The organism is Arenibacter hampyeongensis (genome assembly GCF_002909255.1).
Taxonomy (GTDB): domain Bacteria; phylum Bacteroidota; class Bacteroidia; order Flavobacteriales; family Flavobacteriaceae; genus Arenibacter; species Arenibacter hampyeongensis.
This window is the reverse complement of sequence record NZ_PIOB01000002.1, coordinates 229,186-255,007: the sequence shown is the minus strand read 5'-3', so window position 1 is coordinate 255,007 and position 25,822 is coordinate 229,186. Positions and strand designations below refer to the sequence as shown.

Annotated in this window: 14 protein-coding genes and 1 tRNA gene; 6 read left to right on the top strand and 9 right to left on the bottom strand. The window is 39.3% G+C overall.

Features of this window, described 5'->3' with window-relative positions; all coding sequences use genetic code 11:
• The first annotated feature begins 1 nt into the window (after position 1).
• From CWD91_RS06005 to CWD91_RS05995, 3 genes are all read left to right on the top strand, one after another.
• On the top strand, positions 2-1,855 hold the full coding sequence (locus CWD91_RS06005; protein ID WP_103440078.1) for a SusD/RagB family nutrient-binding outer membrane lipoprotein: 1,854 nt from the start codon (positions 2-4) through the stop codon (positions 1,853-1,855).
• Between the two features lie 500 nt (positions 1,856-2,355).
• A complete protein-coding gene (locus tag CWD91_RS06000) occupies positions 2,356-5,685 on the top strand; it encodes a SusC/RagA family TonB-linked outer membrane protein (RefSeq protein WP_103440077.1) in 3,330 nt (1,109 codons plus the stop codon).
• Between the two features lie 34 nt (positions 5,686-5,719).
• Positions 5,720-7,303: a SusD/RagB family nutrient-binding outer membrane lipoprotein gene (locus CWD91_RS05995; RefSeq protein ID WP_103440076.1), complete on the top strand. Its 1,584-nt coding sequence runs from the start codon at positions 5,720-5,722 to the stop codon at positions 7,301-7,303.
• A 248-nt stretch (positions 7,304-7,551) separates the two neighbouring features.
• Here CWD91_RS05995 and CWD91_RS05990 read toward each other — a convergent pair whose 3' ends face one another.
• From CWD91_RS05990 to CWD91_RS05975, 4 genes are all read right to left on the bottom strand, one after another.
• Positions 7,552-8,730, bottom strand: a complete 1,179-nt coding sequence (locus CWD91_RS05990; RefSeq protein WP_205164605.1) for an FG-GAP repeat domain-containing protein — start codon at positions 8,728-8,730, stop codon at positions 7,552-7,554.
• 61 nt (positions 8,731-8,791) lie between these two features.
• Complete coding sequence (locus tag CWD91_RS05985) at positions 8,792-11,674, bottom strand: PVC-type heme-binding CxxCH protein (RefSeq protein ID WP_103440074.1); 2,883 nt, start codon at positions 11,672-11,674, stop codon at positions 8,792-8,794.
• A 53-nt stretch (positions 11,675-11,727) separates the two neighbouring features.
• Positions 11,728-12,366, bottom strand: coding sequence for a 3-keto-disaccharide hydrolase (locus CWD91_RS05980; RefSeq protein WP_103440073.1), 639 nt, complete (start codon positions 12,364-12,366; stop codon positions 11,728-11,730).
• Between the two features lie 106 nt (positions 12,367-12,472).
• The gene (locus CWD91_RS05975; RefSeq protein WP_103440072.1) at positions 12,473-14,392 is read right to left on the bottom strand and encodes an FG-GAP repeat domain-containing protein; all 1,920 of its coding nucleotides are present in this window, start codon (positions 14,390-14,392) and stop codon (positions 12,473-12,475) included.
• A gap of 362 nt (positions 14,393-14,754) precedes the next feature.
• Here CWD91_RS05975 and CWD91_RS05965 point away from each other — a divergent pair.
• The 3 genes from CWD91_RS05965 (at position 14,755) to CWD91_RS05955 (ending at position 21,488) form a co-directional block, all read left to right on the top strand.
• Positions 14,755-14,831 (top strand) — tRNA-Pro (locus CWD91_RS05965).
• Positions 14,832-16,164: 1,333 nt separating this feature from the next.
• Positions 16,165-20,550 carry a hybrid sensor histidine kinase/response regulator transcription factor gene (locus CWD91_RS05960; protein ID WP_103440070.1) on the top strand — a complete coding sequence of 1,462 codons (4,386 nt, stop codon included), beginning with the start codon at positions 16,165-16,167 and terminating at the stop codon, positions 20,548-20,550.
• A 404-nt stretch (positions 20,551-20,954) separates the two neighbouring features.
• Positions 20,955-21,488 carry a hypothetical protein gene (locus CWD91_RS05955; RefSeq protein ID WP_103440069.1) on the top strand — a complete coding sequence of 178 codons (534 nt, stop codon included), beginning with the start codon at positions 20,955-20,957 and terminating at the stop codon, positions 21,486-21,488.
• 402 nt (positions 21,489-21,890) lie between these two features.
• Here CWD91_RS05955 and CWD91_RS05950 read toward each other — a convergent pair whose 3' ends face one another.
• From CWD91_RS05950 to CWD91_RS05930, 5 genes are all read right to left on the bottom strand, one after another.
• Complete coding sequence (locus tag CWD91_RS05950; RefSeq protein WP_103440068.1) at positions 21,891-22,772, bottom strand: helix-turn-helix domain-containing protein; 882 nt, start codon at positions 22,770-22,772, stop codon at positions 21,891-21,893.
• A gap of 388 nt (positions 22,773-23,160) precedes the next feature.
• A complete protein-coding gene (arsM, locus tag CWD91_RS05945) occupies positions 23,161-24,084 on the bottom strand; it encodes an arsenite methyltransferase (RefSeq protein ID WP_103440067.1) in 924 nt (307 codons plus the stop codon).
• Positions 24,085-24,136: 52 nt separating this feature from the next.
• Positions 24,137-24,676 (bottom strand): RNA polymerase sigma factor SigZ, encoded by a 540-nt coding sequence (sigZ, locus tag CWD91_RS05940; RefSeq protein WP_103440066.1) that lies wholly within the window; start codon positions 24,674-24,676, stop codon positions 24,137-24,139.
• A 167-nt stretch (positions 24,677-24,843) separates the two neighbouring features.
• Positions 24,844-25,311 carry a DoxX family protein gene (locus CWD91_RS05935; RefSeq protein WP_103440065.1) on the bottom strand — a complete coding sequence of 156 codons (468 nt, stop codon included), beginning with the start codon at positions 25,309-25,311 and terminating at the stop codon, positions 24,844-24,846.
• Between the two features lie 51 nt (positions 25,312-25,362).
• Entirely contained in the window at positions 25,363-25,818 is a 456-nt protein-coding gene (locus tag CWD91_RS05930) for an ester cyclase (RefSeq protein ID WP_103440064.1), read from the bottom strand.
• Positions 25,819-25,822: the final 4 nt, after the last annotated feature.

Here is a 25,822-nt window from a genome sequence, read left to right as displayed (position 1 = left end):
GATGAAAGAAACATATAAAATAATTTTAATTCTCTTAGCTGTCGTTATCGTAGGATGCGATAAGGATGAGTTTGCTAAGTTGAACAGTGATCCATCCACACTCTCGGAACCAGATCTTAGGTACTCGACTGCCAAGGTTATAAACGACATGTACACCAATGATTACGTAATTTGGTTTTACACCAATTTTGATTATGTATATCCATGGAGTCAAATTACCGGTACAGGGGTAGGTAACCCTGAAACCTTTGTAGAAATGGCAGCCCAAGGTGGGTCTCAGAATGTATATGGAATAATTCCAAATGCGAAGGACATTAGGGCCAAAATAGATGCTTTGCCAGAAGAGGAAAAGGTTACTATGAGGGCAATAAAGGGTATTACCTTTGCTGCACAAGTGGCAACCGCTTTGACACAGACAGATTATAGTGGGTCTATGGTGTACACTGAAGCGGGTTTAGCACCTTATACTACGCCACCATTAATTACACCCGTTTATGACCAACAAGCACTTTTGTTTACTACTTGGTTGGCTGAATTGGATGGGGCTATTGCAGATTTGACCGCTTCAGAACAATTTAGCATTGCTAGTCAGGACATTATTTATAATGGCGATTATGGTAAATGGGCTAAATTTTGTAATCTTTTAAAATTGAGAATTGCTGCAAGGCTTGTAAATGCGGACCGAAGCAAAGCATTAAGTGTTGCTCAGGAAGTAGCAAATTCATCTGTTGGTATAATGAATTCATTGGATGAAGATTTTATCTATAAGAGAGGTATAAACTATAGAGGAACAGGTAATGGTACACAGCCAGGAACAGGTGGATTAAACCTTGTGGACTTCTTACGTGATAATAAAGATCCTAGAGTTAGATTCTTGTTCGAAAAGAATGATTTTAATGCAGAAGTAGTGCAGGCATTTATTGACGCAGGAAGAGAACTTCCAAGTTATGTGGAACAGTATGTGGTACTGGACGGTAGTGGCAATTTCGAGAGCTGGTCAGGTCCAGGGGAACCTTGGGTAAGGTATCACGGAGCTCCAGTTTCACCGGATAAGCAACAGGATGGTGCCTACGATGATTATTTTCAACAGGCATCAAGGAATAGAATAACCTTGGATGATGTTGAAAAATCGTATACTTCAACTTCTTCTTTTGCTGAAAAGAACACTCGTTCCGGAATCGACTTTACCTACCCAACAAGACCGGGAGGACGTTTGATCCAGAAAAATGGTGACCATCCTCCTTTAGAGGTAATTTTGGGTTCATCAGCTGAAGCGAATCTTTATATGGCCGAATTTATATTGTTAGGTGCAAATGTTCCTGGAAGTGCTCAGGCATATTTTGACCGTGGTGTGGAATTGTCTATCCAAAGAATGGATTTGCTTGCTAAAAACACGGGCACTTATTACTATGAAAGTGATCCTGTTTATCAAGATGAAGCCATGGCAGCAACGGCTTCCACCAAATTGAAGGCAAATGAAATTGCTGATTTGTTGGCACAGCCAGATTACGATCTTTCCACTAATGGGCTGGAAAAGGTATATATTCAGCAGTATGTTAATTTTGCTATTACTCCACATGATACTTATACGACTGTAAGACGGTCAGGTATTCCTATGGTTGGTAGTTCTGTTTTGGCTTGGGAGCCATTCTTGGCAGCTGGATCTCCATTAAACGTTCCAAGACGTTTTGAGATCGGAACTCCAACAGAGGATAACGTAAATTTTGCAAATGCAAAAAAATCTATTGAGGAGCAAGGATTTACTACAGGTACCAATGATCCAAGTATTCTAAATACACAAAGAATTTGGTTTGATGCAAGTAATCCAAATTACGGAGAAGGACCGAAGAATTAAATTTTATTGAGTTAGTTGAAATTAGGGTTGATCTTTTAGATCAGCCCTTTTTTTGTTTTAACAATTAGGCTTAAACCAACAAATCAAGAATATTATTTTAAATCGGCGAATAATTTTTGAGGTGATTATAATGCTCCTAGGTCAAGTCCTATTTACCCCAGTGCGACCAGAAAACTATTCTAGGTATAATTCTATGGTGGGAAATAGTGCAAGCTAGGGATCATGGAAAAATGTTGCCAATAAACTTTTACCTCCTTTTAATTTAAGGAGTGAAGCAATAAGAACAGCATATTCTCTAGAAATAAAAACCATATAAAATTATTCAATTTTATATGGTTTTTATTTTTCAACCGTAGTTGATAGTAAGTCATTTGGCTTTTCCGTAAAGTTATTTGTCGAATTAATTTCTTAAGCTAACTAAGAAAGCGAAAATTTAGTAATTATTTAACATTAGGGTAACTCCCTGAAAACTTCTAATTAACTAACTAAAAATTATTAGTATGATTAAAAAATTTCATTACTATTTATTGCTGGCCTCATTTCTCTTTGTTCAGGGAATGATGGCCCAAAGCAAGACGGTTACCGGAACGGTATCCGATGATTTGGGTACTCCACTGCCAGGTGTAAACGTGGTAGAGAAGGGTACCAATAACGGTACCTCAACAGATTTTGATGGAAACTTTTCCATTAGTGTTTCCAACAATGCCACTTTAGTATTCTCTTCTTTAGGGTTTACTAAAAAGGAAATTGCCGTTGGCGCACAAACTTCTGTTAAAGTTGTTCTTGAAGAAGACGCTGAACAATTAGGCGAGGTTGTTGTAACCGGATTGGGTATTACTAGGGAAAAGAAAGCTCTAGGTTATGCTACTGCTACTATTAGTGCAGATGCTTTGACCGAAACGGCTACACCTAACTTTGCAACGGCATTGTATGGAAAAGCTCCTGGCGTAAGTATAAACACCACTCCTGGTGGATCTACCAGTGCCTCCAACATTACAATTAGAGGTGTAGCCTCTATTACAGGTAGAAGTCAGCCGCTAATTATTTTGGATGGTGTACCTATTAGGGACGGTGAAGTTTCCAATAACAACTATTGGGGAGACCAACGCTTAAGGGGTAATGGACTTTTGGATATTAACCCAGAAGATATAGATAACATTTCCATTCTTAAAGGAGCATCTGCGGCAGCACTTTATGGTTCTGAGGCGGTGAACGGTGTTGTATTGATTACTACAAAGAGTGGTAAGAATAGAAAGAATGGTATGACTGTGGATTTAAGTTCATCCTATAGTTTTGATAATGTAGCTTACCTTCCAAGATATCAAACCGTGAGGGGTCCAGGTGCACCCTTAAACGTTTCTAATGGAGGACAGGATGCTGAAGGATTTATTTACCATGATGTGGATGGTAATGGTACTGCTGAAACCAGAGGTGTCTTGGGTTATAGTATTAACTTTGGACCTAAATTTGACGGTAAGCCAACTATTGGTTGGGACGGAATCGTAAGACCATATGAGGCTCAGGATGATCGTTATGGCGGATTGTTCAACACTGCACACAATACAAGTGTTAACATGTCTATTACCAATGTTACCGATAACTCTAATTTAAGATTTTCCTATACCCGCCAGGATAACCAGGGTATCAGTATTGGAGCTGAGGAGGAAAAGAATGTATTTAACTTAAATGCAACCTTTAAATGGGCAGAGGATTTTTCTACGGATGTAATCGTGAATTATGTGAATCAGTCCGTATTCAATAGACCTTATTCTGTAGACCGATTGACAAATAACTTCACAGGGATGATGTCTCCATTTGATAGTGCCGATTGGTATTTGGATAGATATAAAACCAGTAGAGGCTATCGCTATGTGACTGGTACTGGTCAAAGTTTAACTCCTGAAGAGAACATTATTTACCCAGGATTTAAAGGAGATATTGGAGACTTTGTTTGGAGGGTAAAAGAGAATGCGTTGGAGGAACAAAGCAATAGGATCATTGGTACCATTACCAACAATTGGGACATTGCCAAAGGTCTTAACCTAAGAGGTAGGATTTCTACAGATTTTACCAATAGAAGATCAGAGGCTAGCAATACCACAGAAAGGCCTTTGGCTTTTGGTAATTCTGGTGGGTTTAGCATGAGCAATAGCAATTACAACTCCTTATATGGTGAATTGTTGTTGAGATATGAAACTCCAATTACTACCGACCTAACCTTGGCTATGATGGCCGGTTACAATGCTACCAAACAATCTGAGTCCAATTTGAACAGAGGAACAAATGGTGGATTAAGTGTAGAAAATTGGTTCGACATTTCTGCATCGGTAAACACGCCTAATTCAGGCAGTAGCCGCAACTCCATTGTAAAGGATGCATTTTTGGGAACCATGAATTTGGATTACAAGGGGTATTTCTATGTAGAGGGTACAATTCGTAAGGATAAGACCTCCACTATGAACCCGAACAACAATAGCTTTGTTTATCCTTCGGTAAACTCCAGTTTTATTCTTTCCGAGGCGTTTGATCTTCCTCTTTTTATGAACTATTTCAAAATTCGTGGATCTTGGGGTATCGTGGGTAACTATCCTGACCCATATCAAGCCAACATTGCCTATAACCAGAATACTTTAGGTTCTCAAGGCGGTAACCCAGTACTTTATACTAACATCCCTTCGAGTTTTGGTAATGACGGGATTAGACCAGAAGAAAAACATGAGTATGAATTTGGTATGGAGCTCAAATTTTTTCAAGGTAGGTTAGGTCTGGATGCTTCTTATTACAATGCCCAAGTTGTGGATCAGATCCTTCCTTTAACGCTTCCAAATAGCTCAGGTGCAGGATCAGTGCTTACCAATATTGGTACTCTTAGGAACAAAGGTTATGAATTTGGTTTAACAGGAACGCCTATAGACACAGGTTCTTTTAGATGGGATGTTATTGTAAACGTTGCCAAGAACGAAAACATAGTTGAGAAGCTGGCACCTGGTTTGGATGAATTGTTGCATGCAGATTATGATGGAAATGCTGCTCAGTTAAAGTCACTTGTAGGTCAACCAATGGGTGATCTTTATGCGCATCCGGTTGCAACCGATGCCCAGGGTAGAAGAATTGTGGATCCCAATGGTATGTACAAGATTGATGCCGATAAAATGGAAAAATTTGGTAATGCTATGCCTAAATGGACTGGAGGGGTAATGAACTCTTTTAGCTATAAGAACATTACATTGGATGCTCTTGTGGATGGCCGAATTGGAGGGCACGTTATGCCAACTGCACTTAACTGGATGACCAGTCGTGGTTTAACCGAGGAGAGCACAAAGTTCATGGACACAGAAAGTGGCGGACTTAGTTATTATGAGGAGAATGGTACTGGTACCAGAATTCAGACTACCCCAAGTGCAACTGCTGGTCCAGGAGGAGAAGTAGTGTACCATGATGGTATTCTATTGGATGGAGTTACCAATGATGGTCAACCTAACGATCAAATAGCTTCTTCTGCTGATTATTACTGGACAGTATATAACTGGGGTGGACCACAATATAGCCCTAACACACGTTATGAGCTATACATTAAGGAGAACACCTATTTCAAAATGAGGGAATTGTCCATAGGCTATAAAATGCCTAGAAAAGTAATTGATAAGATAGGACTTAGTAAATTGCAATTCTCGGTTTTCGGTAGAAACTTGTTTTATATATATAGAACAATCAAGGATATGGATGGTGAACAGACAACAGCAGGTTCTAGATGGTTCCAAAACGTTAATAACGTTGGTACCAACCCTTCAACTCGTTCTTTCGGTTTAATGGTAAGAGCTAGTTTATAATAATATAAATAAGAATTATATAAAAAGATATTTCATGAAAAAATTATCGATAATGCTCAGTATAGTTATGGCTTCGGCCATCAGCGGTTGTACTGAGGCAGATTTTAGCGAGAATTACGCAAACCCTTCAAAAGTATCGACAGCCACTGTAGAAAAGCAATTTGCTGGAATGTTGGTTACGAATAGGGAATACGTACTTCCGGCCTATTGGAACTATTTTGTTGTTCTAAGAACTACATTAACACGTTACACTCAAGCAGTGGGTTGGGTAAATTCTTCCAACCAATATGTGCCAGGTGAAGCAGGTATTGGCCCACGTTGGAGCAATTACTATGATTTCTTGGCCCAATACAGGGAGTTGGAGAAAATTTACAATAATCTTTCTTCGGAGGATCAAGCTGAATTAAGGGTATATATGCTTACGGCCACTATTTACCTATATGATCATACCCAAAGGGTAGTAGACTTACATGGTGATATTCCATTCTCTGATGCTGGTCGTTTAAGTCAAAACGGTGGTGATTATTTGGCTTCATTACCATCTTATGATACAGCGGAAAGTATTTATACGACTATGTTGGATGGTTTAAAAGGCTTTTCTGATGAATTGAACAGCATCAGTGTTAGCCCAGGTATCATGGTAGGTTTTCAAACTCAGGATTTTGTCAATGGAGGTGATTTATCTACTTGGAAGAAGTATTGTAATTCACTTAGGCTAAGAATGTTGACCAGGGTTTCCGGGGTTTCGGAATTTCAGTCTAGGGCAACATCCGAAATCGCTGCGATTTTAGGAAATCCTTCCCAATACCCTGTAGTGGAAACCAATGCCGAAAACGTTCAAATAGACGTCGTTAGTTTGGATACCCCAATACACTCTAAAGGTTTTAGAAGCGGTTTGGAAGATTGGGATGGTAACTTGGCCGGAAAGGAAATGATCGATCATATGTTGGATAACGCCGACCCTAGATTGAGAGCAATGTACGAGCCAGGGGAAAATGCTGGCACCAGCTATTTGGGATTGGATCCATTGTTAAACGAAAATGACCAAACTACTTTAGTTGCTACTGGAACTTTGTCTAGGTATAACCGTTCCACATTAAGTAGAAATGAATATTTCCCTGGATTATTGTTTACAGCGGCGGAAGTAAGTTTAATTAAAGCTGAGTATTATTTGAAGGCTAGTAATGACGCCATGGCACAAGCTAGTTATGAGGATGCGATAGAGAAATCTACTGAATTCTACTATAACCTACGTGACTTGAGTGCTGATGGAACCTCTGGTCCCTTAACACCAACAGATGATACTGAAGTACAAGCTTATATTAGCAGTGCCGATGTTAATTGGGATAACGCTACTACGGCTGCGGAGAAATTGTCTTTAATTGCAACCGAAAAGTGGATACATTTTAGTGTTCTTCAATTACCAGATAGCTGGGCGGAGCAAAGAAGGTTAAATTTACCTCAATTTACATTTCAGGTAGATAACGCCAATGAACAAACCTTGCCTCCAAACAGATGGCTTTACCCAAATAGTGAGCGTGTTTATAACACCGACAACTATAATACGGTTAGTGGAGAGGATAACTTAACCACCAAAATATTTTGGGACGTTAATTAAGGATTTGAGTTAGTTTTATTTTTTTATGAAGCCCGATACAATAATTGTATCGGGCTTTTTTTTTAACCTTAACGAAATCATAGAAAGACCGTTTTGGCCTAACAATTCGATGGATAATAAAGAGTTGAAGAGAAGCGTATATAACAGTGCAGAACAAAAAACCTGTAATGGGTGGTTTCTGTTCACCCCTGAATTGTGATTTGGAACAGGCTGTGGTGTTAAAGGAATGCCCTATCACCAGCTAATCGTCACTTCCCCATCTTATTCTCAAATAGAAAGACTCCGTTTTTGTTCGCAATTACGATATCAGGTTGCTGGTCTTTGTTTATGTCCTCTACAACAATATTAAGTCCTGCACCGGAATCACGGTCAATAATGTGTTCCGTGTAATAAGGGGCGTTTTGCGGGGTAAATTCAATATAAAGAAGAATTGGGGCATCACTGTCACCTGCATCGTTTCCATTATGGGCCAAGTAGCGTTTGCCTGTAATTAGTTCCTTTTTAGCATCACCATTTATGTCGGCCATAATGGTGGAATGGGTTTGGGCGGTAGTATTGCTAATTAAATGGGTGTTGAAGTTTTGTCCGTCTTGCTGTTCATGCCACCAAACACCTAGGGCATGTGCCGAGGAACTGACCACATCATTTTTACCATCGTTATTTACATCCATCACCTGCATATGGGAACAGGGATCACCTAGGTTGGCAGAGTGAAATTTCCATTTGCCTACCGTTTTATCAGCCTTTCCTTCAAACCATCCTTCCGGAATAACCACATCATCCATACCATCATTATTAACATCTCCCAGTCCAATGCCATGCGAAAATCGGTCGGTTCCAGGTACATTTTCAGTGCTGATAGGAAATCTTTTCCATTCGGTACCCCCTGGATTCAATGGAGCCTGTAGCCAAACTATTTGCTTTTTATCCACATCACCACAAAGGATATCCAGCCTGCCATCACCATCAATATCTACAAAACCCGGTGATTCATTGGAAATGCCCATTCCGTCGGCTATAATATGCTTTTTCCAAACCCCGGATTTGTTTTTGGGGTTTTCGAACCAGAAACCAGGTTTTCCGGGATAATCTATGATAATCACATCATCCCAGCCGTCCAAATTTACGTCCATACCCAAGTTAAGGAAAGATTCACAGTATTCCTTCCACGGATTAAAGGTGCGGGAGGGAGCCATCTCGTGGCGCGTCCAAGAAGGAGCTTCAAACCAATAGTAGCCCGCGATAATATCCATCAACCCGTCCTTGTTTAAGTCTGCCACAGCAACACCCTCAGAAATAAAATCCCTCGTAAGGACAGTTTTTTTAAAATCATTGGAGGTTGTGTTCTGGCCAATGGACACAGGTATAGTATTGAAATACATCAAAAGACCAAATAAGACCTGTCCAATAGTATTATTAGTTGCCATTCTCATTTTTTGATTTTGTTATGGTATTAAAATTAACTGTTTTTAATATGCAATTGTTTGGCTATTGTTCGCTCAATAGTTTTTCAATGAGCATTTTATGTTCCCCATCCTCGTCTGATCGCACTGTGTTTAATTGGCCTTGGTACTTTTTCAATAAATTTTTGGATTCCGTGGTTTTCAATGCCCCTATCCTTTGAAGTGTATAGCTTAAAATATTTGGAATTTTGGCTTTTCCGGCCAATTGAAGCGCCCGTTCCGGGTCCAGCGGAATCAGGGGTTCGGTGGCGTACCACAACATTAAAGGTAAATTGTGATCTGCCACGTCTTCCGTCTTCTGAACCAGTGCCTCCAAAACGTCCCATCGCTTTGCAGGTGCCAAACGAAGCATTCCAGAGGCGAGGTAGAGTCTTACCAAAGCTGATTGATCTTTTTTGGCCATCCTTACAAACTGTTCCAAGGTGGTTGGTGATACCTTCTTATCCTCGGTCAGTAACTGTATGGTCCAACTTCTAAGATATTCATTGTCACTGCTCAATAAATCATTTAGTTCATTTTCGTTTAGCCCTTGGGTAACATGTAAGGTCCATAGCGCTCTAAGCTTCCTGGTTACATCCTGATTGTTGGTTAGAATATCTTTAAGCGCTGTATGGACTTCAGGATTGCCGCCTCGCTCTTGTAAGATTGTCCTGGCCTGTCTTACATAAAATTCATTGGGATGTAATTGATAGTTGACAAGTTCCAGGTCTGAAGCTTTTTGCAAATCAACCTTAACCCATTGATCATTTTTATGGCTGATCTTAAAGATTCGTCCCAAAGTTTTGTCATGCACATCGGGGTTGGAACTGTGGCATTGGTTCTGATCGTACCAATCTATGGCGAATACCGATCCACTGGGGTCATATTTAAAGTTGAGCCATTGTGACCACGAATCGTTCATGGCCAAAAAATCCTTATTATGTGATCCAACATATCCTGACCCCGAACGGGTAAGTTGATCATTGTTAAGTTTAGATCCATTGATGTTGTTCATAAAGATGGTGTTCCTATATTTTTTGGGCCAGGAATTTCCGCCCAAATAAATCATGGCGCCTGCGTGGGCATGACCACCACCAGCTGCCGCCGATCGGAAATTACCGGCATGTGGTCCACGGTCGCCCAACCAATGTACATGGTCTCCTATGGTTTTAATATCATCATAGGTGTAGGGGTTAAAATGATTCCCGGCCTGCCGTTGGTATCTGGCCCCTTGAATAACATGGTAAAGGTGCGGAATTACGCAAACCGTGATGAACGGATGTCCGTAATCATTAAAATCAATACCCCATGGATTACTACTTCCTTCTGCAAATACTTCAAACTCATGTCTTGTTGGGTGATAGCGCCATACTCCTGCGTTGATTTTGGTTCTTTGGTTGTCAGAAGCTCCGGGCTTGCCCACATTGGAATGTGTAAAAACTCCCTGAACACCATAAAGCCATCCGTCCGGGCCCCAGCGTAGATTATTTAGAACTTCATGAGTGTCATCCAATCCCCAACCATCCAACAATTTTTGAGGTGGGCCAGCAGGCTTGTCCTTTTCCGCATCGATAGGTATAAAAAGTAAATACGGTGCAGCCCCTAACCAAACACCTCCCATGCCTACTTCTATTCCGCTAACAAGATTTAGGCCTTCAGTAAACACTTTTTTACTGTCCAAGGTTCCATCACCATTGGTATCCTCAAAAATGAGAATACGATCTTTTCCTTCCCCTTCAGGGGCTGGGGTAGGGTAGGTGTGTGCTTCAACAACCCAAAGGCGACCACGTGCATCCAGGGTAAAGCTTATGGGGCGAACCACATCAGGTTCTGAGGCGGCCAAGGTGATTTTAAAGCCTTCGGGCAAGGTCATGGCGTTTGCTGCTTTTTCACCAGAAAGACCAGAATTAATAATTGGATCCAATGGGGGCAGTACAATAATATCATCCTTATTTAATTCATTGGGAAAGTAGGGGCGAGTAGGGTAGAACCGGAAATCATCAAAATTTATATGTGCCCATTTGTCATCTTTTATATATGGAATTTGAGAGATACCGGTCTCCTTATCTATGACTTGGATAAAAATATCCTGTTGTAAATAGGGTTCAAGCTCCACAACCACAGGTTGTAAGGTGGCCCTACCTTGTCCTGTTGAACTAAAGATAACCTGATTGGTTTCTGCCAACACTAATTCAACACGCGTATCTGCCAATGCACCCCCTGATACCTTAAAGGAAGCATATGGGTGGGTGACCTTGAAGGGTACAGAACTTATGGTGCCCATAAGTTTGTAGTTTGAATTGCCGCCACTAGTTAAAAAGTAGTCTCCATCAAAGGAGATTAGTGCATTGGCATCATGCACGGGGGAAGGGTCTTGGTCGTATAGTGGCGATTTAAAAGCGTCTCCAGTGGCTGTCCAATCCTTTAAAGAACCAGTTTCGAAGCCTAGGTTCAGAGGTTTTCCTTTTTTTGTGGGTATAACTCCTGCTATGGATGGTCCCGATAGATTTCCCTCAACGACCTCAAATTTTCCCACCATACCAGCGGCACGATGTCCGGGAACCGTACAGAAATAGGTGTCATTTTCTATAGCCTTGAAGGTGATACTGGTACTGGATCCCTTTTCCAATAGGGTACCACTCTTTATGCCCAATTTCTCCATGGCAATATCATGGGTCATGGTTTCGCCATTGGTTATTGTAATTCGTACAAGATCTCCTTGGTTGGCCCTTAAGGTCGGATTTCGGGTCCCATCTTTGGCAAAATACCCCAGCATGGTAGCTTCCAGCGCATAGTCCCGGACAATGGTCGTAGAATCCTGAACAGTTTGTTCCGAAGCTTCTTTGTTGGTCTTGGTTCGGCAACCTACAAAAACGATCAATAGCATTAGGGCAGTGGAGATGCGGGATATTAAACGAAGATTGTTCATGGGTCAGGGTTATAATTGGTGTACTTGTCTATATTCAAGAGCTATAATTTGTTTTACTTTATTTCTTCAATAAAAATATCTTTAAAAGAAACCTCTGCCTTTCCGTCTCCATGAATCTGAAGACCAATTAAGCCGGATTGCGGTATGGTCGGGTCTTCTTCGGTATAGTCAACCGTCATATGACCATTGATATATAGACGTATTCTTCTGTTTTCGGCCCTAATTTCATAATCGTTCCAGTCGTTTATGTTAATCCATTCAAGAACTTCTAAAGAGTCTGGGGCTATCAAGGTTTTATTTCTTCGCGATTCATCATATAGACTTGCCCAATAATTTTCGCCCCAATCTGCTTGGTAGCCTGTCATTTCATAGGATGGGTCTATTAATCTTTTACTTCTAAATTGGATTCCCGAATTAATAAATCCTTCGTGACCGGTTAATTTTATCTTTAATCTAAGAATGAAATTAGCATAGGAACGCCTTGTGCACAGAAAATCATTGTGAGGGACCGTTTTATCCAAGGAGCCTCCAATGATAGTTCCGTTATTAATCCTCCAGGTATTTATGGTATCCCCCTCCCAACCAGAAAATGTTTTCCCATTGAAAAGAGAGGTTGGCCCAGTTGCCATCTTATTTTTACATGCAATCAATATAAACAACATTAAAAAACAGGATAGAAGTAAGCGTTTCATTCGGCTTTGGTTTACAGTTGGATTAGCTAGTATTGTCTACAAATTAAGCTAAAGAATTAAGAAAACCTACAGACCATATTTCCCCATAAGCTTTAAAATAGCGTTATTATTTTAAATAATAAAAATGTCCGTCTTCGGCGCCGATCAATAAATTAGGTTTGCCATCCTTATCCCAGTCAACCACGGTTGGGCTAGTGGTGTGCCCGGCAAGCTTGGTTTTGACCAGATTCCCTTTTTTCTTAAAAACAGTATTTCCGTTTGATTTCCCTAAATTCTCGTACCATTCAATATTTTCACTATTGGCCAAAAGATCAAGATCCCCATCGCCGTCCCAATCGGTAAACTCGATTTTTCTTCGACCACTACCACCTGCTTCACGCTCGTTTAAACGAAGCAGATCTTTGCCCATTTCTCCATCGGCATTCTTAAAAATTCGTTGTCCAGGTTTGAGATAGAGTTTTCCCCGCTTTTTAAATCGCTCAAAAAATGCCAAATATCCTTCGTGGTCCAACATCACCAAATCCATTAGTCCGTCTTTGTTCCAGTCTATTGCATAAGGCGTAGTTCTCCATTGTGTGGCCAATTCGTCTTTTTCCGGATTCCACCAGTTCCATTTGGGTTTTGGAATCTTGTTTTTCTCCCAAGCCACTTTGACACCTCCCATTTTAGTCAGTTTTGGGGCTCCCTTGACACCTATATTTTTATACCATTCCACTTTTCCAAATATGGAATTCAACAGAATATCCTTTAGACCATCCCCATCCCAATCAGCGACAGTTAAAGTGGTATAGCCCCATTTGCTTTCAGCTGGTCCTTGAATAGATCCATTGTAGCCTGCCATAATGCGTATTACCTCCCCATCGGCTTCCAGGTAGATGGGTTTTTTCCATTCAGGAGAATCCCCTCCATCCAAATTTTCTATAAAACCAATATACCCGGCCGAATTGCCACAGATCAAATCTTCGTCCCCATCATCGTCCCAATCAACACTATATGGGGTAACCAAAGCACCGAATTTAAGATTTTGACTTTTCTGTTGGATATATTTGGGCGATTTAAAAACTGGCATTTGATTACTGAGGGTTCCAGTGTTTTCAATAAATACCACCCTACCGTCTTCGTCGCCAACTATAAGGTCGATTTTAGCATCGTTGTTCCAATCCAGGGCGACGGGCCTCATCATTTCCAAATCCATTTTTAGGATTCCTTTATTATTTTCTAGAAATCTACCTGCGGCATAAATGGGGTTTTCACGATTTCCTGTGTTTTCGAAATAGCTAAAGCGATCAATGAATTCTCCGCAAATAATATCAAGATCACCATCACCATCAAAATCGGCTATGTTGGGGGTAGTATTGCCAAAAACATCAATGGGTTTATCACCGGCTATAATTCTACCATCATTTTTATATTTCCCATTGTCGTTGGTCAATAAATAAAGGTAACCACGAAGATCTCCATTGGTCCATTCCCCTTTGTCGTTAAAGGCATTGTCCCAACCATATTCACTCCAATCATCTATTCCTACGATAAGGTCCATATCCCCGTCATTGTCATAATCAACGTATTTCCAATCGCTAAAACGTTCCTTATAAAGATCAAGTAGCTCGGATGCTTGATACAGTCCTTCTGGCCGGGTATATCCATACCTTCTAAAATTGTCATATTCCAAACCAACCCCCAAAACCCTGGGTTCCCCTTCAACATATGAGATGGAAACATTCCGCATGCCGTCACCAATTTTAATGGGAGCATCAAAAATTGGGTTACCTTGTTGGTCTTTGGTAGAGTTTTTGAATAAAAATGTACCATTAAAAGGAACGTCGGTACAGGAAATGACCAAATCCAGATCTCCATCCTGATCGTAATCCATGGGCAAGGGATTGGCCCAGAGACCCACCGCCAGATCTTTTGTTGAGGTAGTGTCCTTGTATTGTAATCTTATAAGATTGTCCTCGGTGGTTTGGCCAAAGGAAACGGCTGTACTAGATATTAAAAAGCAAAGGATTAATCGTTTAAGCTTCATAGGTGGTTTTCTATCTTTTTTTAAGATGGTTACTGAATTAAAACTTTCAAATTAGTATTTATTTTTCAATTGACCAATCTTTTATTTCTTGAGTCTGGTTGAATGTTTTTATATTTTAATTGATAATGGATATGGAAAAATGGAGATAATAATACTAAGGAGCTGGAATTTAAGGAATAAGGAAAAAAGATTCATTTTTTTGCCATAAGATTAGGGTTAAATTGTTTGATCTTTCCTATTTTTGCAATCTCATTTTCGGGATGTGGCCCTTCGTCTACGCTCAGGACAGGCTGCCCCACAGAGGATTCATTTATAAATGGAGATTCTGAAAAAGAATAGAAGTATTGAGCAAATTGTAGTATCGGGATGTGGCGCAGTCCGGTAGCGTACACGGCTGGGGGCCGTGTGGTCGCAGGTTCAAATCCTGTCATCCCGACCAAGCAGAAAAGTGATTTGCATTTGCAAATCACTTTTTTTGTTTCCCATGGAGCCAAACGAAGTTTGAGCGAACATGGGAAACAAAAAAAGGAAGGCGCTAGGCTTCACTTTTCTATTTGCAGCGCGGGTTCATTGGGATTATCCAAATCCTGTTTTCAAAATCGAATGGAAACAAAAAAAGTACGAAGGCGCTAGGCTTCACTTTTCTATTTTCAGTGAGGATTCATAGGGATTCTGTAAATCCTGTTTTCAAAATGGAATGGAAACAAAAAAAGGAAGGCGCTAGGCTTCACTTTTCTATTTGCAGCGCGGGTTCATTGGGATTATCCAAATCCTGTTTTCAAAATCGAAAGGAAACAAAAAAAGGAAGGCGCTAGGTTTCACTTTTCTATTTTCAGCGAGGGTTCATTGGGATTCAGTAAATCTTTCCTTTTTCTAAGGCTATTTTCGATATTGGTAACCAAGGAAAGCCGATCACAATCCTCAAAACGGCGTAGAATATGGTAACTACAGAAGCCGCCCCATGGATTCATTTACTTCGTGGCCCGGGAAATGTTTGGCAATGTATTTCCAAAATTATTCAGATTTAGGGTGCATCCTGAATGACTTTCCTGAAATAAATCAGGCCACAATAGCCATCCTTCCCTTTTCCAAACATTAGCTCAAAGCCAGTTCTTTGTGTGGAATTATTTGCTAGTTATTTTTGAATAATTTCCTTAACTTTCATTTGTAGATATTTATTGTTTTTTAATGGTCATATGTAATTCGCATATCTTCATTCGTATTTGCGATGAGGTTTCGGTTATGCTCATTTCATTGACTTTAATGAATATATTATGGCAATTCCAAAGAATCCTTTCGGAGGTCGGCTACAAAGCCCAGGCGATAGGAATTTTATTGTCAAACTTCGGGAGCATCTCCAGCCCAACTTAGCCAATGAGCAATTTGAGTTCGATAGTCTTGCCCGAACGATCCTAACCAGCCAAACTAGTCCCCACCGAAATTTTACAAACTTTTAGGTATCTCGAGTAGCTAATTTATTGAGTGATATCAAATAAAAAGGTCTTTACAAATTCCGAATTAATTCCCCTGTAAAATAATAAAAATTGGCCCAAGGTTAAATTCTTTCAACCCTTTTTTTACCAAACACACGGGCAACGAATGGGCTTAGGGTTGAGTTTGAGTTATCATGTTGTAAAAGCACAATCTAGCGAACTTAATATTAATACAAAGCAGAGGGAAGGATCGGAATTCATTGTCCAATTACCGATTATATAACAAATCATCTACATCAAGTAAAACTTATAACTAGGGGTCAGAAATAAATCAATCAAATGCGAAAATTCAAGAACATTTTAGGCCAAACAAGGTTTGTTTTTGTCATTTGCGCTTTCTTCGTTTTCGCTTGTTCTCAAAAGAATGCCAATCCCTCAATTGCAGATGAAAATAACAATCTAGTTAAACCACCGGTTACAATTCCAGTAAAAGATCCAATAATTGTAAATCTTGATACTTGTCCTACTCCGCTGACGGTGATTATTCCTGAAAAAAAAGCGGATTCATTTGTTTTAAAAACGAAGGACTTTACAAAAGTTATTCATTCGCCTAAAGTAATACAGTCTAACTTATTCGTTCCTGTGCAATTGTATAACACCAGCGACGGACTTGCATTAAATACGATAGGATGTAGTTTTGTTGACAGTAAGGGAAATCTTTGGTTTGGTACGCGAGGTAGCGGGGTAAGTCGCTTCGATGGTAAGTCGTTTATGAATTTTTCCGTGTCTCATGGATTGGCAGGAAATAATATATACAGTATTTTGGAAGATAATAAGGGTAATCTTTGGTTTGGCACATTAGGTGGGCTAAGCTGTTATAATGGAAAGTCGTTTACCAATTATACAATAGCGCAAGGTTTACCAAGCTATAATATTACAAGTATTCTTCAGGACAAAAATGGTAATATCTGGATCGGCACCAGAAACGGAATATCGAAATTATCAAATGACAAAACCGACTTTACAAATTATTCTGTTACCGATGGATTATCTTCCAATACCATATCGTGCTTGCACGAAGATAAAAAGGGAGATATTTGGATTGGTACATTAGGTGGCGGATTAAACCATTACGATGGCAAATCTTTTATTAATTATACCACTTCGCAGGGGCTGGCAGATAATTTTGTAAGCAGTATTACTGAAGATAAAAACCAAAACCTATGCATTGGCACCCAAAACGGAATTAGTTTTTACAATGGCAAATCTTTTACTAACTACACCACAGCAGAGGGCCTGGCAGGCAACGATGTGTCGAGCATTCTTAAAGATAAAAATGGCAATCTCTGGTTTGGTACTGCAACAGGTGCAAGCCTATATGACAAAAACCCTTTGCCGGACAGTAACCCAATATTCATTAACTACACTACATTAAACGGACTACCCAACAATCGTATTACAAGTATCGCTGAAGACAAAAGCAATAACATTTGGTTCACATCCACAAATGGCGTTTTCAGGTTGGACAGGGATTGGATATTGCTGACTGATAACAATGCAGGTTTTTCAAGCTATATGCTTACAAATGATGTGGCAAATAATTCTGTGACCAGTATTCTTGAAGACAGTAAAAAAAATCTTTGGTTTGGCACTTTGGGAGCCGGTGTATTCCGGCTAAATCAAGACGAAAAATCATTCACAGTATATACCACAGCACAAGGGCTGCCAAATGACGATGTGCGAAATATTACTGAGGATAGGAAAGGAAATCTCTGGTTTGTTACCAATCAAGGTATAGCGCGTTTGGATAATAATTGGAAAGCTTTTACTACCTATACTACAAAGCAGGGATTGGTAAATGAAATAGGTACAAGTATGGTTCAAGATAAATCCGGAAATCTTTGGTTTGGAACTAGGGGTGGCGGGGTATCCATGCTAGATAAAGATTGGAAATCTTTTACTACTTATACAACCAACCAGGGGTTGCCTAATAATGTTGTTCGCAATCTTATTGAAGATAAAAAAGGTAATCTTTGGTTCGGTACTTTGGGAGGTGGACTATCAAGACTGGACAAGGATCATAAATACTTTACCAACTATTCAACCAATCAAGGCCTGGTTACGGATTATGTATGGAATGTTTTTGAAGATAATAACGAAAACATTTGGTCAGCCACTGAAGCTGGGTTAATTCGTTTTGATGGAAAGACCTTTTTCACCTATACTACTGCCCAAGGTTTGGGAGATAATGGCATCAACGATATTTTATTGAGTACAAATGGGGCCATATGGATTGGAACCAACAGCGGTATTTCAGAATTAAAAGGGTATGTCCAGGTAGCAAAAAACAATGGTGCCGATAGCTATTTGCCTGCTTCGAACCCACTTTCAAATACTGAATTAAGCACTTCCTTTAATCACGATTTTGAAAAGTATAACGTGAAAACAGGATACCCAATAGACTACATAAATATGAATGGCATGTTCATAACAAAAGATGATATTATTTGGGCAGGCACATCAGATAAACTGGTAAGGATCGATTATAACAACCTACATAAAAACCTCAACCCACCAAAAGTTGTTATTCAGGGCCTGAAAATAAATAATGAGAATGTTTTATGGTATGATATTAAAAATGGCAAAGAAAATACAGACAGCTTAAGCTTATCTCCAAACATCACGGAACAAATAAATCTTTTTGGAAAAGTGTTAAACGAGGTAGAACTAAACGGCATGCGAAAAAAATTTCGCGACGTAAAATTTGACAGCATAACTTCATTTTATGCTTTGCCCATAAACCTTGTATTGCCCTATCAATTTAATAATATAACGCTTGATTTTGCTGCCATTGAACCTGCAAAACCGCAGTTGGTAAAATACCAGTATATGCTTGAAGGATATAATAAAGACTGGAACCCGGCCACTAATCAAACCACAGCTACATTTGGCAATGTTTACGAAGGCAGTTATACCTTTAAACTAAAAGCGCAAAGCCCTGATGGAGTTTGGAGCGTTCCATTACTATATACATTCAAAGTTTTACCTCCATGGTACAGAACATGGTGGGCTTATATTTTATACGTACTTCTCTTAGGAACCCTTGCTTATTGGTTCTATCGGTTTCAACTTTCCCGAAAATTGGCTGTTTTTGAAAGTTTAAGGCTCAAGGAAGTCAATCAACTAAAGAGCAGCCTCTATACCAATATTACCCATGAATTCAGAACTCCACTAACGGTAATCTTAGGCATGGCAGATAGCGTGAAATCGACCATTAAAGAAAAACAATTTGATGAGTTGGAAGAATCTTTGGATATGATCCAACGAAACGGAAAAAACCTATTGCGACTGGTTAATGAAATGTTGGACCTCGCAAAACTGGAAAGTGGCAATATGGAATTGCAATTAATACAGGCTGATGTGGTTTCCTTTATAAAATATATCTGTGAAAGTTTTCACTCCTTGGCCAAAGCTGCACAAATCGATTTAACGGTTTATTCAGAAATTGATGAATTGGTAATGGATTTTGACACCAATAAACTGACGAGCATTACTGCCAACCTGCTTTCCAACGCAATAAAATTTACGACAGCAGGTGGAAAAATAATCGTGCACCTCAATACCATGACCGAAAAAGGAAAACATCAATTTTTTCTTCGGATAAAGGATAATGGCGTGGGTATTTCAAAAGAGGCACTTCCCTATATTTTCGATCGGTTTTACCAAGCCGATACCTCCTTCTCACGAAGAACCGAAGGAACAGGTATAGGCTTGGCCTTGACCAAAGAATTTACGGAACAATTGGGTGGAGCCATTGAGGTAAAAAGTACGGTCGGAAAAGGGAGTGAATTCAACCTACGAATTCCCATTACCACAAATGCCCCAAAAACGGACGATGTAGTTCCTTCAAACGCCATAGCCCTGTACAGTGAAAAAACACAAATTCCATTTGAAGTGGCTTTGGAGAGCGATTCCCAATTGCCGCTTCTACTTATTATTGAGGATAATGCAGATGTTGCCCACTATTTAAAAACCTGCCTAAAAGGAAAATACGAGATTCTATATGCGGCGGACGGAATCATCGGAATCGAGACTGCTTATGAAAATGTGCCGGATATCATCATTTGCGATGTGATGATGCCAGGTAAAGATGGTTACGAAGTTTGTGCCACCTTAAAGTCGGACGAGCGTACCGATCATATCCCAATAATCATGCTGACCGCCAAGGTTACCCAGCAGGACCGTATCACGGGCCTCTCCCATGGGGCGGATGCCTATTTGACGAAACCGTTCAACAAAGTGGAACTGTTTACTCATCTTGATAAGTTGATCCTTTTGCGCCAGAAAATGGTTAAGAAATTTGAACGCGAAGGTTTCGGGCAATTTTTAAAGGTACGTGCCGAAAATCCGGAAGCAAAATTTTTAAAGAATGCTATAAAGATTATTCAAGAAAAAATAGGAGACCATTCATTTGGTTCAAGGCACTTGGCCAGGCAATTATCCATGAGCGAATCACAGCTCTACCGAAAACTAAAGGCCATTACGGGAAAATCAACGGCAATTTTTATTCGCTCAGTCCGTTTGCAAAAAGCAAAGGAATTAATACAAACTACGAACAGCAATGTTTCCGAAGTCGCCTATGATGTCGGTTTTAACGATCTCTCTTGGTTTAGCCGGGCCTTTAAGGAAGAATTTGGGTTTGCACCAAGTGAGCATCGTAAGTAATTGTAAATAAATGTATTATGTCTTTTTTTTTATCTTCTTGTGCAATAATAAGTCAACACTTTATTGCAAACTCCCAACTAACACAAAAGAATGAACAAATAGTTAAAACCCTTCTTGTGGAATACCTCTAAAATTGTAATAGAATTAGTCAGAGGGGTTGTGTGAACCAAGGGTTAAAGAATTTGGACCTATATACATAATAGTAGTTTCCATTATTTAACAGGTTTAGATCAAGCTAATTTATTCACTTCATCTTCTTTCTAAAAATTGCTTAACGGAATTTTGAGCATGGAACTTTAATGATCTAGGAACTGTTCATTTGATTTTTGGACCTTCTTATGGTGCTCCCCCAAAAATGTAATGCCTTTTACAATTATTAATATTAACCTTTAAACATCAATATCATGAAAAAATTAGTTTTTGGCGCAATTATTATAGGTTTCGCAAGCCTAGGTTATTCCCAAATTTCAGACTGTGACTGTGGGAAAAACACGATTCATTTAACCGGGGTAGAGGTAAGTCCCGTGGATCATAATTATTTAAATAATGTGGGCGGCGGGGCCGTTTCCTTAAAGGTATTGGATTTGCAGAATCAGGCTTCTAGGTACAATATCCAGAAATCCAAGGTTTATGATTTTAATTCTGACAAGCGCAAAACCTACGTTGTAAGTTTTAAGGGGGAAAACGGAAGAATTCTTGCCACATACAACCAATCCGGAAAGATTATAAGAGCCAGTGAGTATTACAGCGATCTTATTCTTCCGCCAGCTGTACGAAATGCGGCATTTAAGGAGCATCCCGATTGGACCTTATACGGCACTAAATACAGCGTAAATTTTGACGGTAAAAATGCTAAAAAAAAGTACCAACTCCAGATGAAAAAGAACAATGAAAAAGAAAACTTGAATTACAATACAGATGGTAGGAGGTTAAATTAACTTTTTTTACCAATAAAATTAAAAAGCGCTTGAAATCATATTTCAAGCGCTTTTTTGGTCACTTATAACCGTTTCCTTGGCATCAAGCAAGCCAAAAATTAGCTTCACTTTTCTATTTTCAGAAGGGTTTATAAGGATTAATTAAATCCAGTTGCTAGAAGTAGATCTATCCTTAGTTGGATTGAACATGGGGAAACAAAAAATATGGGAAGGAGTTATCCTTCGCTTTTCCGTTTTGTACCAATTTAGGCCCCAGATTTTCTATAAGCCCAGACCAATCCCTAGATTGGACCTTTTTTTTAATAATTGTTTCCATCCCTACTAATTTGTTTAATGATTAATAATATCAAAATTAGTGGATGCGATTGGTCTCAACTTTTCTCAAAAGCCCTAAAAAGGTACCTAAAGGTCCAATGTCAATATTTGGTTTTCGAGCTGTTTTTTATATGTCAATGGGGTGATGCCATTTTTTTCTTTGAAGGCCCGTGTAAAATGTGAAGCGTTCTCAAAACCGGACTCAAAGGCCACCTCAAAAACTTTCTTGTCAGTGGTCTCTAAAAGCCTTTTGGCATATTGCAGGCGTCTTTCGGTAAGCCATCTACCGGGTGAAGTGCCATAGGTAGTATGAAAATCACGTTTGAAGACACTTAGGCTTCGATTAGATAGTCTGGCATATTCATTTATGGAAAGATTGTACATGAAGTTATCTTCCATGATGTATTTGATAGTGGTATTTTTATGTTGGGCAACCTCCCTAAAATAGCTGCTTATACCCCTATTTCGAGAGGATGAAAGAAGGTTATAGACAAGTTCCTTGAATTTTATTTCTATTATATGCGACATGGGCTCGCTTTCTGAAAAGAAATAGGCGTAAAGAGACGTAAAATAGGAACTCAATACTCTATCAGGCTTTATTGGGATAACACTTTCCGTGGTCGTTTCGCTGCCGATTTTTACTGTATTAGGGGATTGCACGATCAAATCGCGTATAAACTCATCGGGCACAAAAATTATCAATGCGCAAAAATCCTCCTCAAAATATTTGTGGATTATATTTGCCCCTTTTTTTACAAAAATGGCGTCATTGGATTGTAGTACATAGGTGTTCTCCGTAGTCAGCCATTCCATATGACCCTGTAACACGCATACGAAATAATTGGCATGTGCCCAAGCCGAAAAAATAGACCTGTCTTCCATACACTTGTACTCCGTGAACAATACGGAGGATGCCTGGATCTTTTTGAACCGGGGCATGCCCATAGCTATATCATAAATATTGTCCATACCTATTTATAACTGTAATAAATTTAAGGACATTACTCAAGCGCATAATAGATTTTAACTTTTTATTTGGGTTGTTGGCAATGCCAAAATCAATCAAATTTAGGTCTTGGTGCCCATCACCTCCGTCATTCAAATTTGCCACTATCATCGACTTTCAAACTGGGGATTCTTGAATGTGAAGTAAAAGCATGATGTATATTGGTTCCCTAATACCATTTAGCAGCACAACTCCATTACCTTAGTTATAAATTTGGCTTTTAAGGCAATGGAGTCTGTTGCTAAAGGTTGGAACGGTCATATAACCAAGTTCTGGCCGGGGGTTACCCAATGAGCGTTGCACTTTTAGGGAAAGCCCATGGCTTGTACAAGGGGTATTGGTTAACCTCTTTTAAGGGCAACAGCTTTTACCGCTTTCAGATTCCGTTCCACAGCATTCCGTCTTAACAGAATCTGAATTCTCTGTGTCTCTGCAGCATCCACTTTCTGTTATTTGGCAACAATTGCCTTCGTCCAATTTGTCAGCATATACCGTAATGCTGTAAATTCCTGAACCAGATTTTCCAAATTCTTTCAAACCTTCTACCCCTAAAAATTTCAATAGCAATTCGTCCGGCAATTCTATCAATCTCTCTTTTTTGATTTGAATATTTTTGAAACCGACTGATTTGATGATTCCCAAATAGGCATTTTTCTCGCTTGCGCCTGCCACACATCCCGCGTACAATTCGGCAGCTTCCAAAATTCCATTCGGAAGTGCCCCAACATATACAATATCCGAGATGCTGAAATGTCCTCCCGTTTTTAATACCCTATAAACTTCCCTAAAAGCCTTTTCTTTATCGGGTACAAGGTTCATTACGCAGTTGCTAATTACCACATCGGCCTTACTATTGGAAACCCCATGCATATTCTCGATTTCACCTAGTATAAATTCAACATTTTTGTAGCCCAATTTTTGATTGTTTTTTATGGCACGTACAACCATTTCGGGAGTCATATCCACACCTATCACTTCTCCAGTATCGCCGACAATACTACGGGCTATAAAAACATCATTGCCCGCCCCTGATCCAAGGTCTATGACGGTATCACCTGCCTTAATATTGGCAATTTCGGTTGGAAGACCACAGCCTAATAAAAGGTCGGCATCCTTGTTATAGCCCTTGACCTTTGCATAGTTTTCGGATAAGGAAGTGCTGCCATTCTCTCCCGTGCAACACCCTGCACTGTTACAACATCCAGATATAATGTTGTTGGTTGCAATATCTCCATAGGATTTTGTGATTGCTGATTTAATCTCTTTTGTCTTCATTTTTTCTAGTTTTATCTAAACACGTAAAACCGATAAAAAAGATGCAGAAAGATTATGGGCATTTGCATTTTTTATGTTCTTTCCCCGAAAGATTGCCGTAAACGTCAGTTTGGAGGGCACAACATTGAAGGATAAGTTCCTTGAGTTTTTCCCTTCCGCGTTGCACTCTGGATTTTGCGGCTGAATAGGTTATGTTCAATTTTTTGGCCAAATCCTTTTGGGAAAGACCGTCAAATTCGGTTTTTAAAAGTGCCTCTTGATATCTGTCCGGAAGCTGATTGATAAATGGTCTTATACAACAATCGGCGATGGTCCTATTAAATGATTCGATTTCGTCTTCCGAAAAAGGTTCGGCAATTTCGTCTACTTTCGACATGAAGGAAGTATTTCGAAAATGGTCAACGATCGCATTTCTGGTCATCCCAAAAAGATACTGCCGCATATTTCTGGAATTGGAAACTTTATCCATGTTGTTTATTATTTTGATAAAAACATCTTGTAATATATCATCTGCAAGACTTTCTTCTTTAACTTTCTTTTGGATAAAACCTTTCAATTCCCAACTGAAATCCCTCCATATTTTATCTGCCATATCTTTGATTTATCCTTTTATTTTAAATGGGCCTACTAATCAGAGGACGGTAAAAAGTTGAAAAAGACGCAAAAGTGGCATCTTGGCAGGGCCAAAGTACTGTTTAATCCTGTTCGTGAGCATTATTAGGAAAAGACACAATCATAAATATGGTCGGTACTTCCCCCTTAAAAATTAGCGGGAACATTGTTTAATCTTATTCCAAAATAATATGTCCATCCGATGAATAGAAGCTGCAAGGGTATTCTGAAAATAAGATAACCAACACCATTTTGCATTCCCCCAAGTTGAACCTCCTTTAAGCTTCCTACTATATTTGCAGGTAATATAGCTAGAAAAAATAGGAATAAAATTATACTTGTTGTTTTAGCGTAATTCCTGATTAAAAGTCCGAAGGAAGCAATAAATTCAAGTATATCAGTAAAATAGATGGTTTGTTTTTTTAAGGGTATCAACTCCGGTAACATTTCAACCATCAAATCGGTTTTGGTAAAGTGGGCAATTGCGGTAAATATTAACATCATAGCCAGTGCCATTCTCCCAACAACCGATAGTTTCAATCTCCTATTAAGAATGTAATTGTTGATTAAAAAGATCAGGACAAAACCAACAATCAGAATTATAAGAGGTGCCATATGACGTCAGTTTTCTATTATAAAATTATCTCCTTTTTTCCATGTATAATATTAAACAAATTTTGCTTCTTCTGACTCGTTTATCAGCTTTCTATAAAGTTCATACGAACTTCTTTCTACCCAACATTCGGAAAGCCTATTACCTTCGACTTTCCAAATTGCTATTCCCGTAAAAGAAATGGATTTAAGGTCTGGTTTTAGACCGAATAGACCATTGTTCAAACCTGAACATACCCATCGTGAAACGACTTTGCTTTCGGCTTTATCAAAGAAAATATCCACACTTTCCGTTTTGGCGTCCAAAAGTAATTTTTGAAACGCCTTTATCCATTCTTTGAATTTGTCCCTTCCCTGTATTTTGTTCCCTCCGGTCGTAATGGCATAATCTTCTGTCATTAATTCATCTATCGCCTCCAACTCATGCGGGTGATGCCAAACCCTATCGAATAATTCCAGGACAAGTTGATCGGGCCTTATTTTTGAACTTGGTTGCTGTTGCTTTTTCATAAAT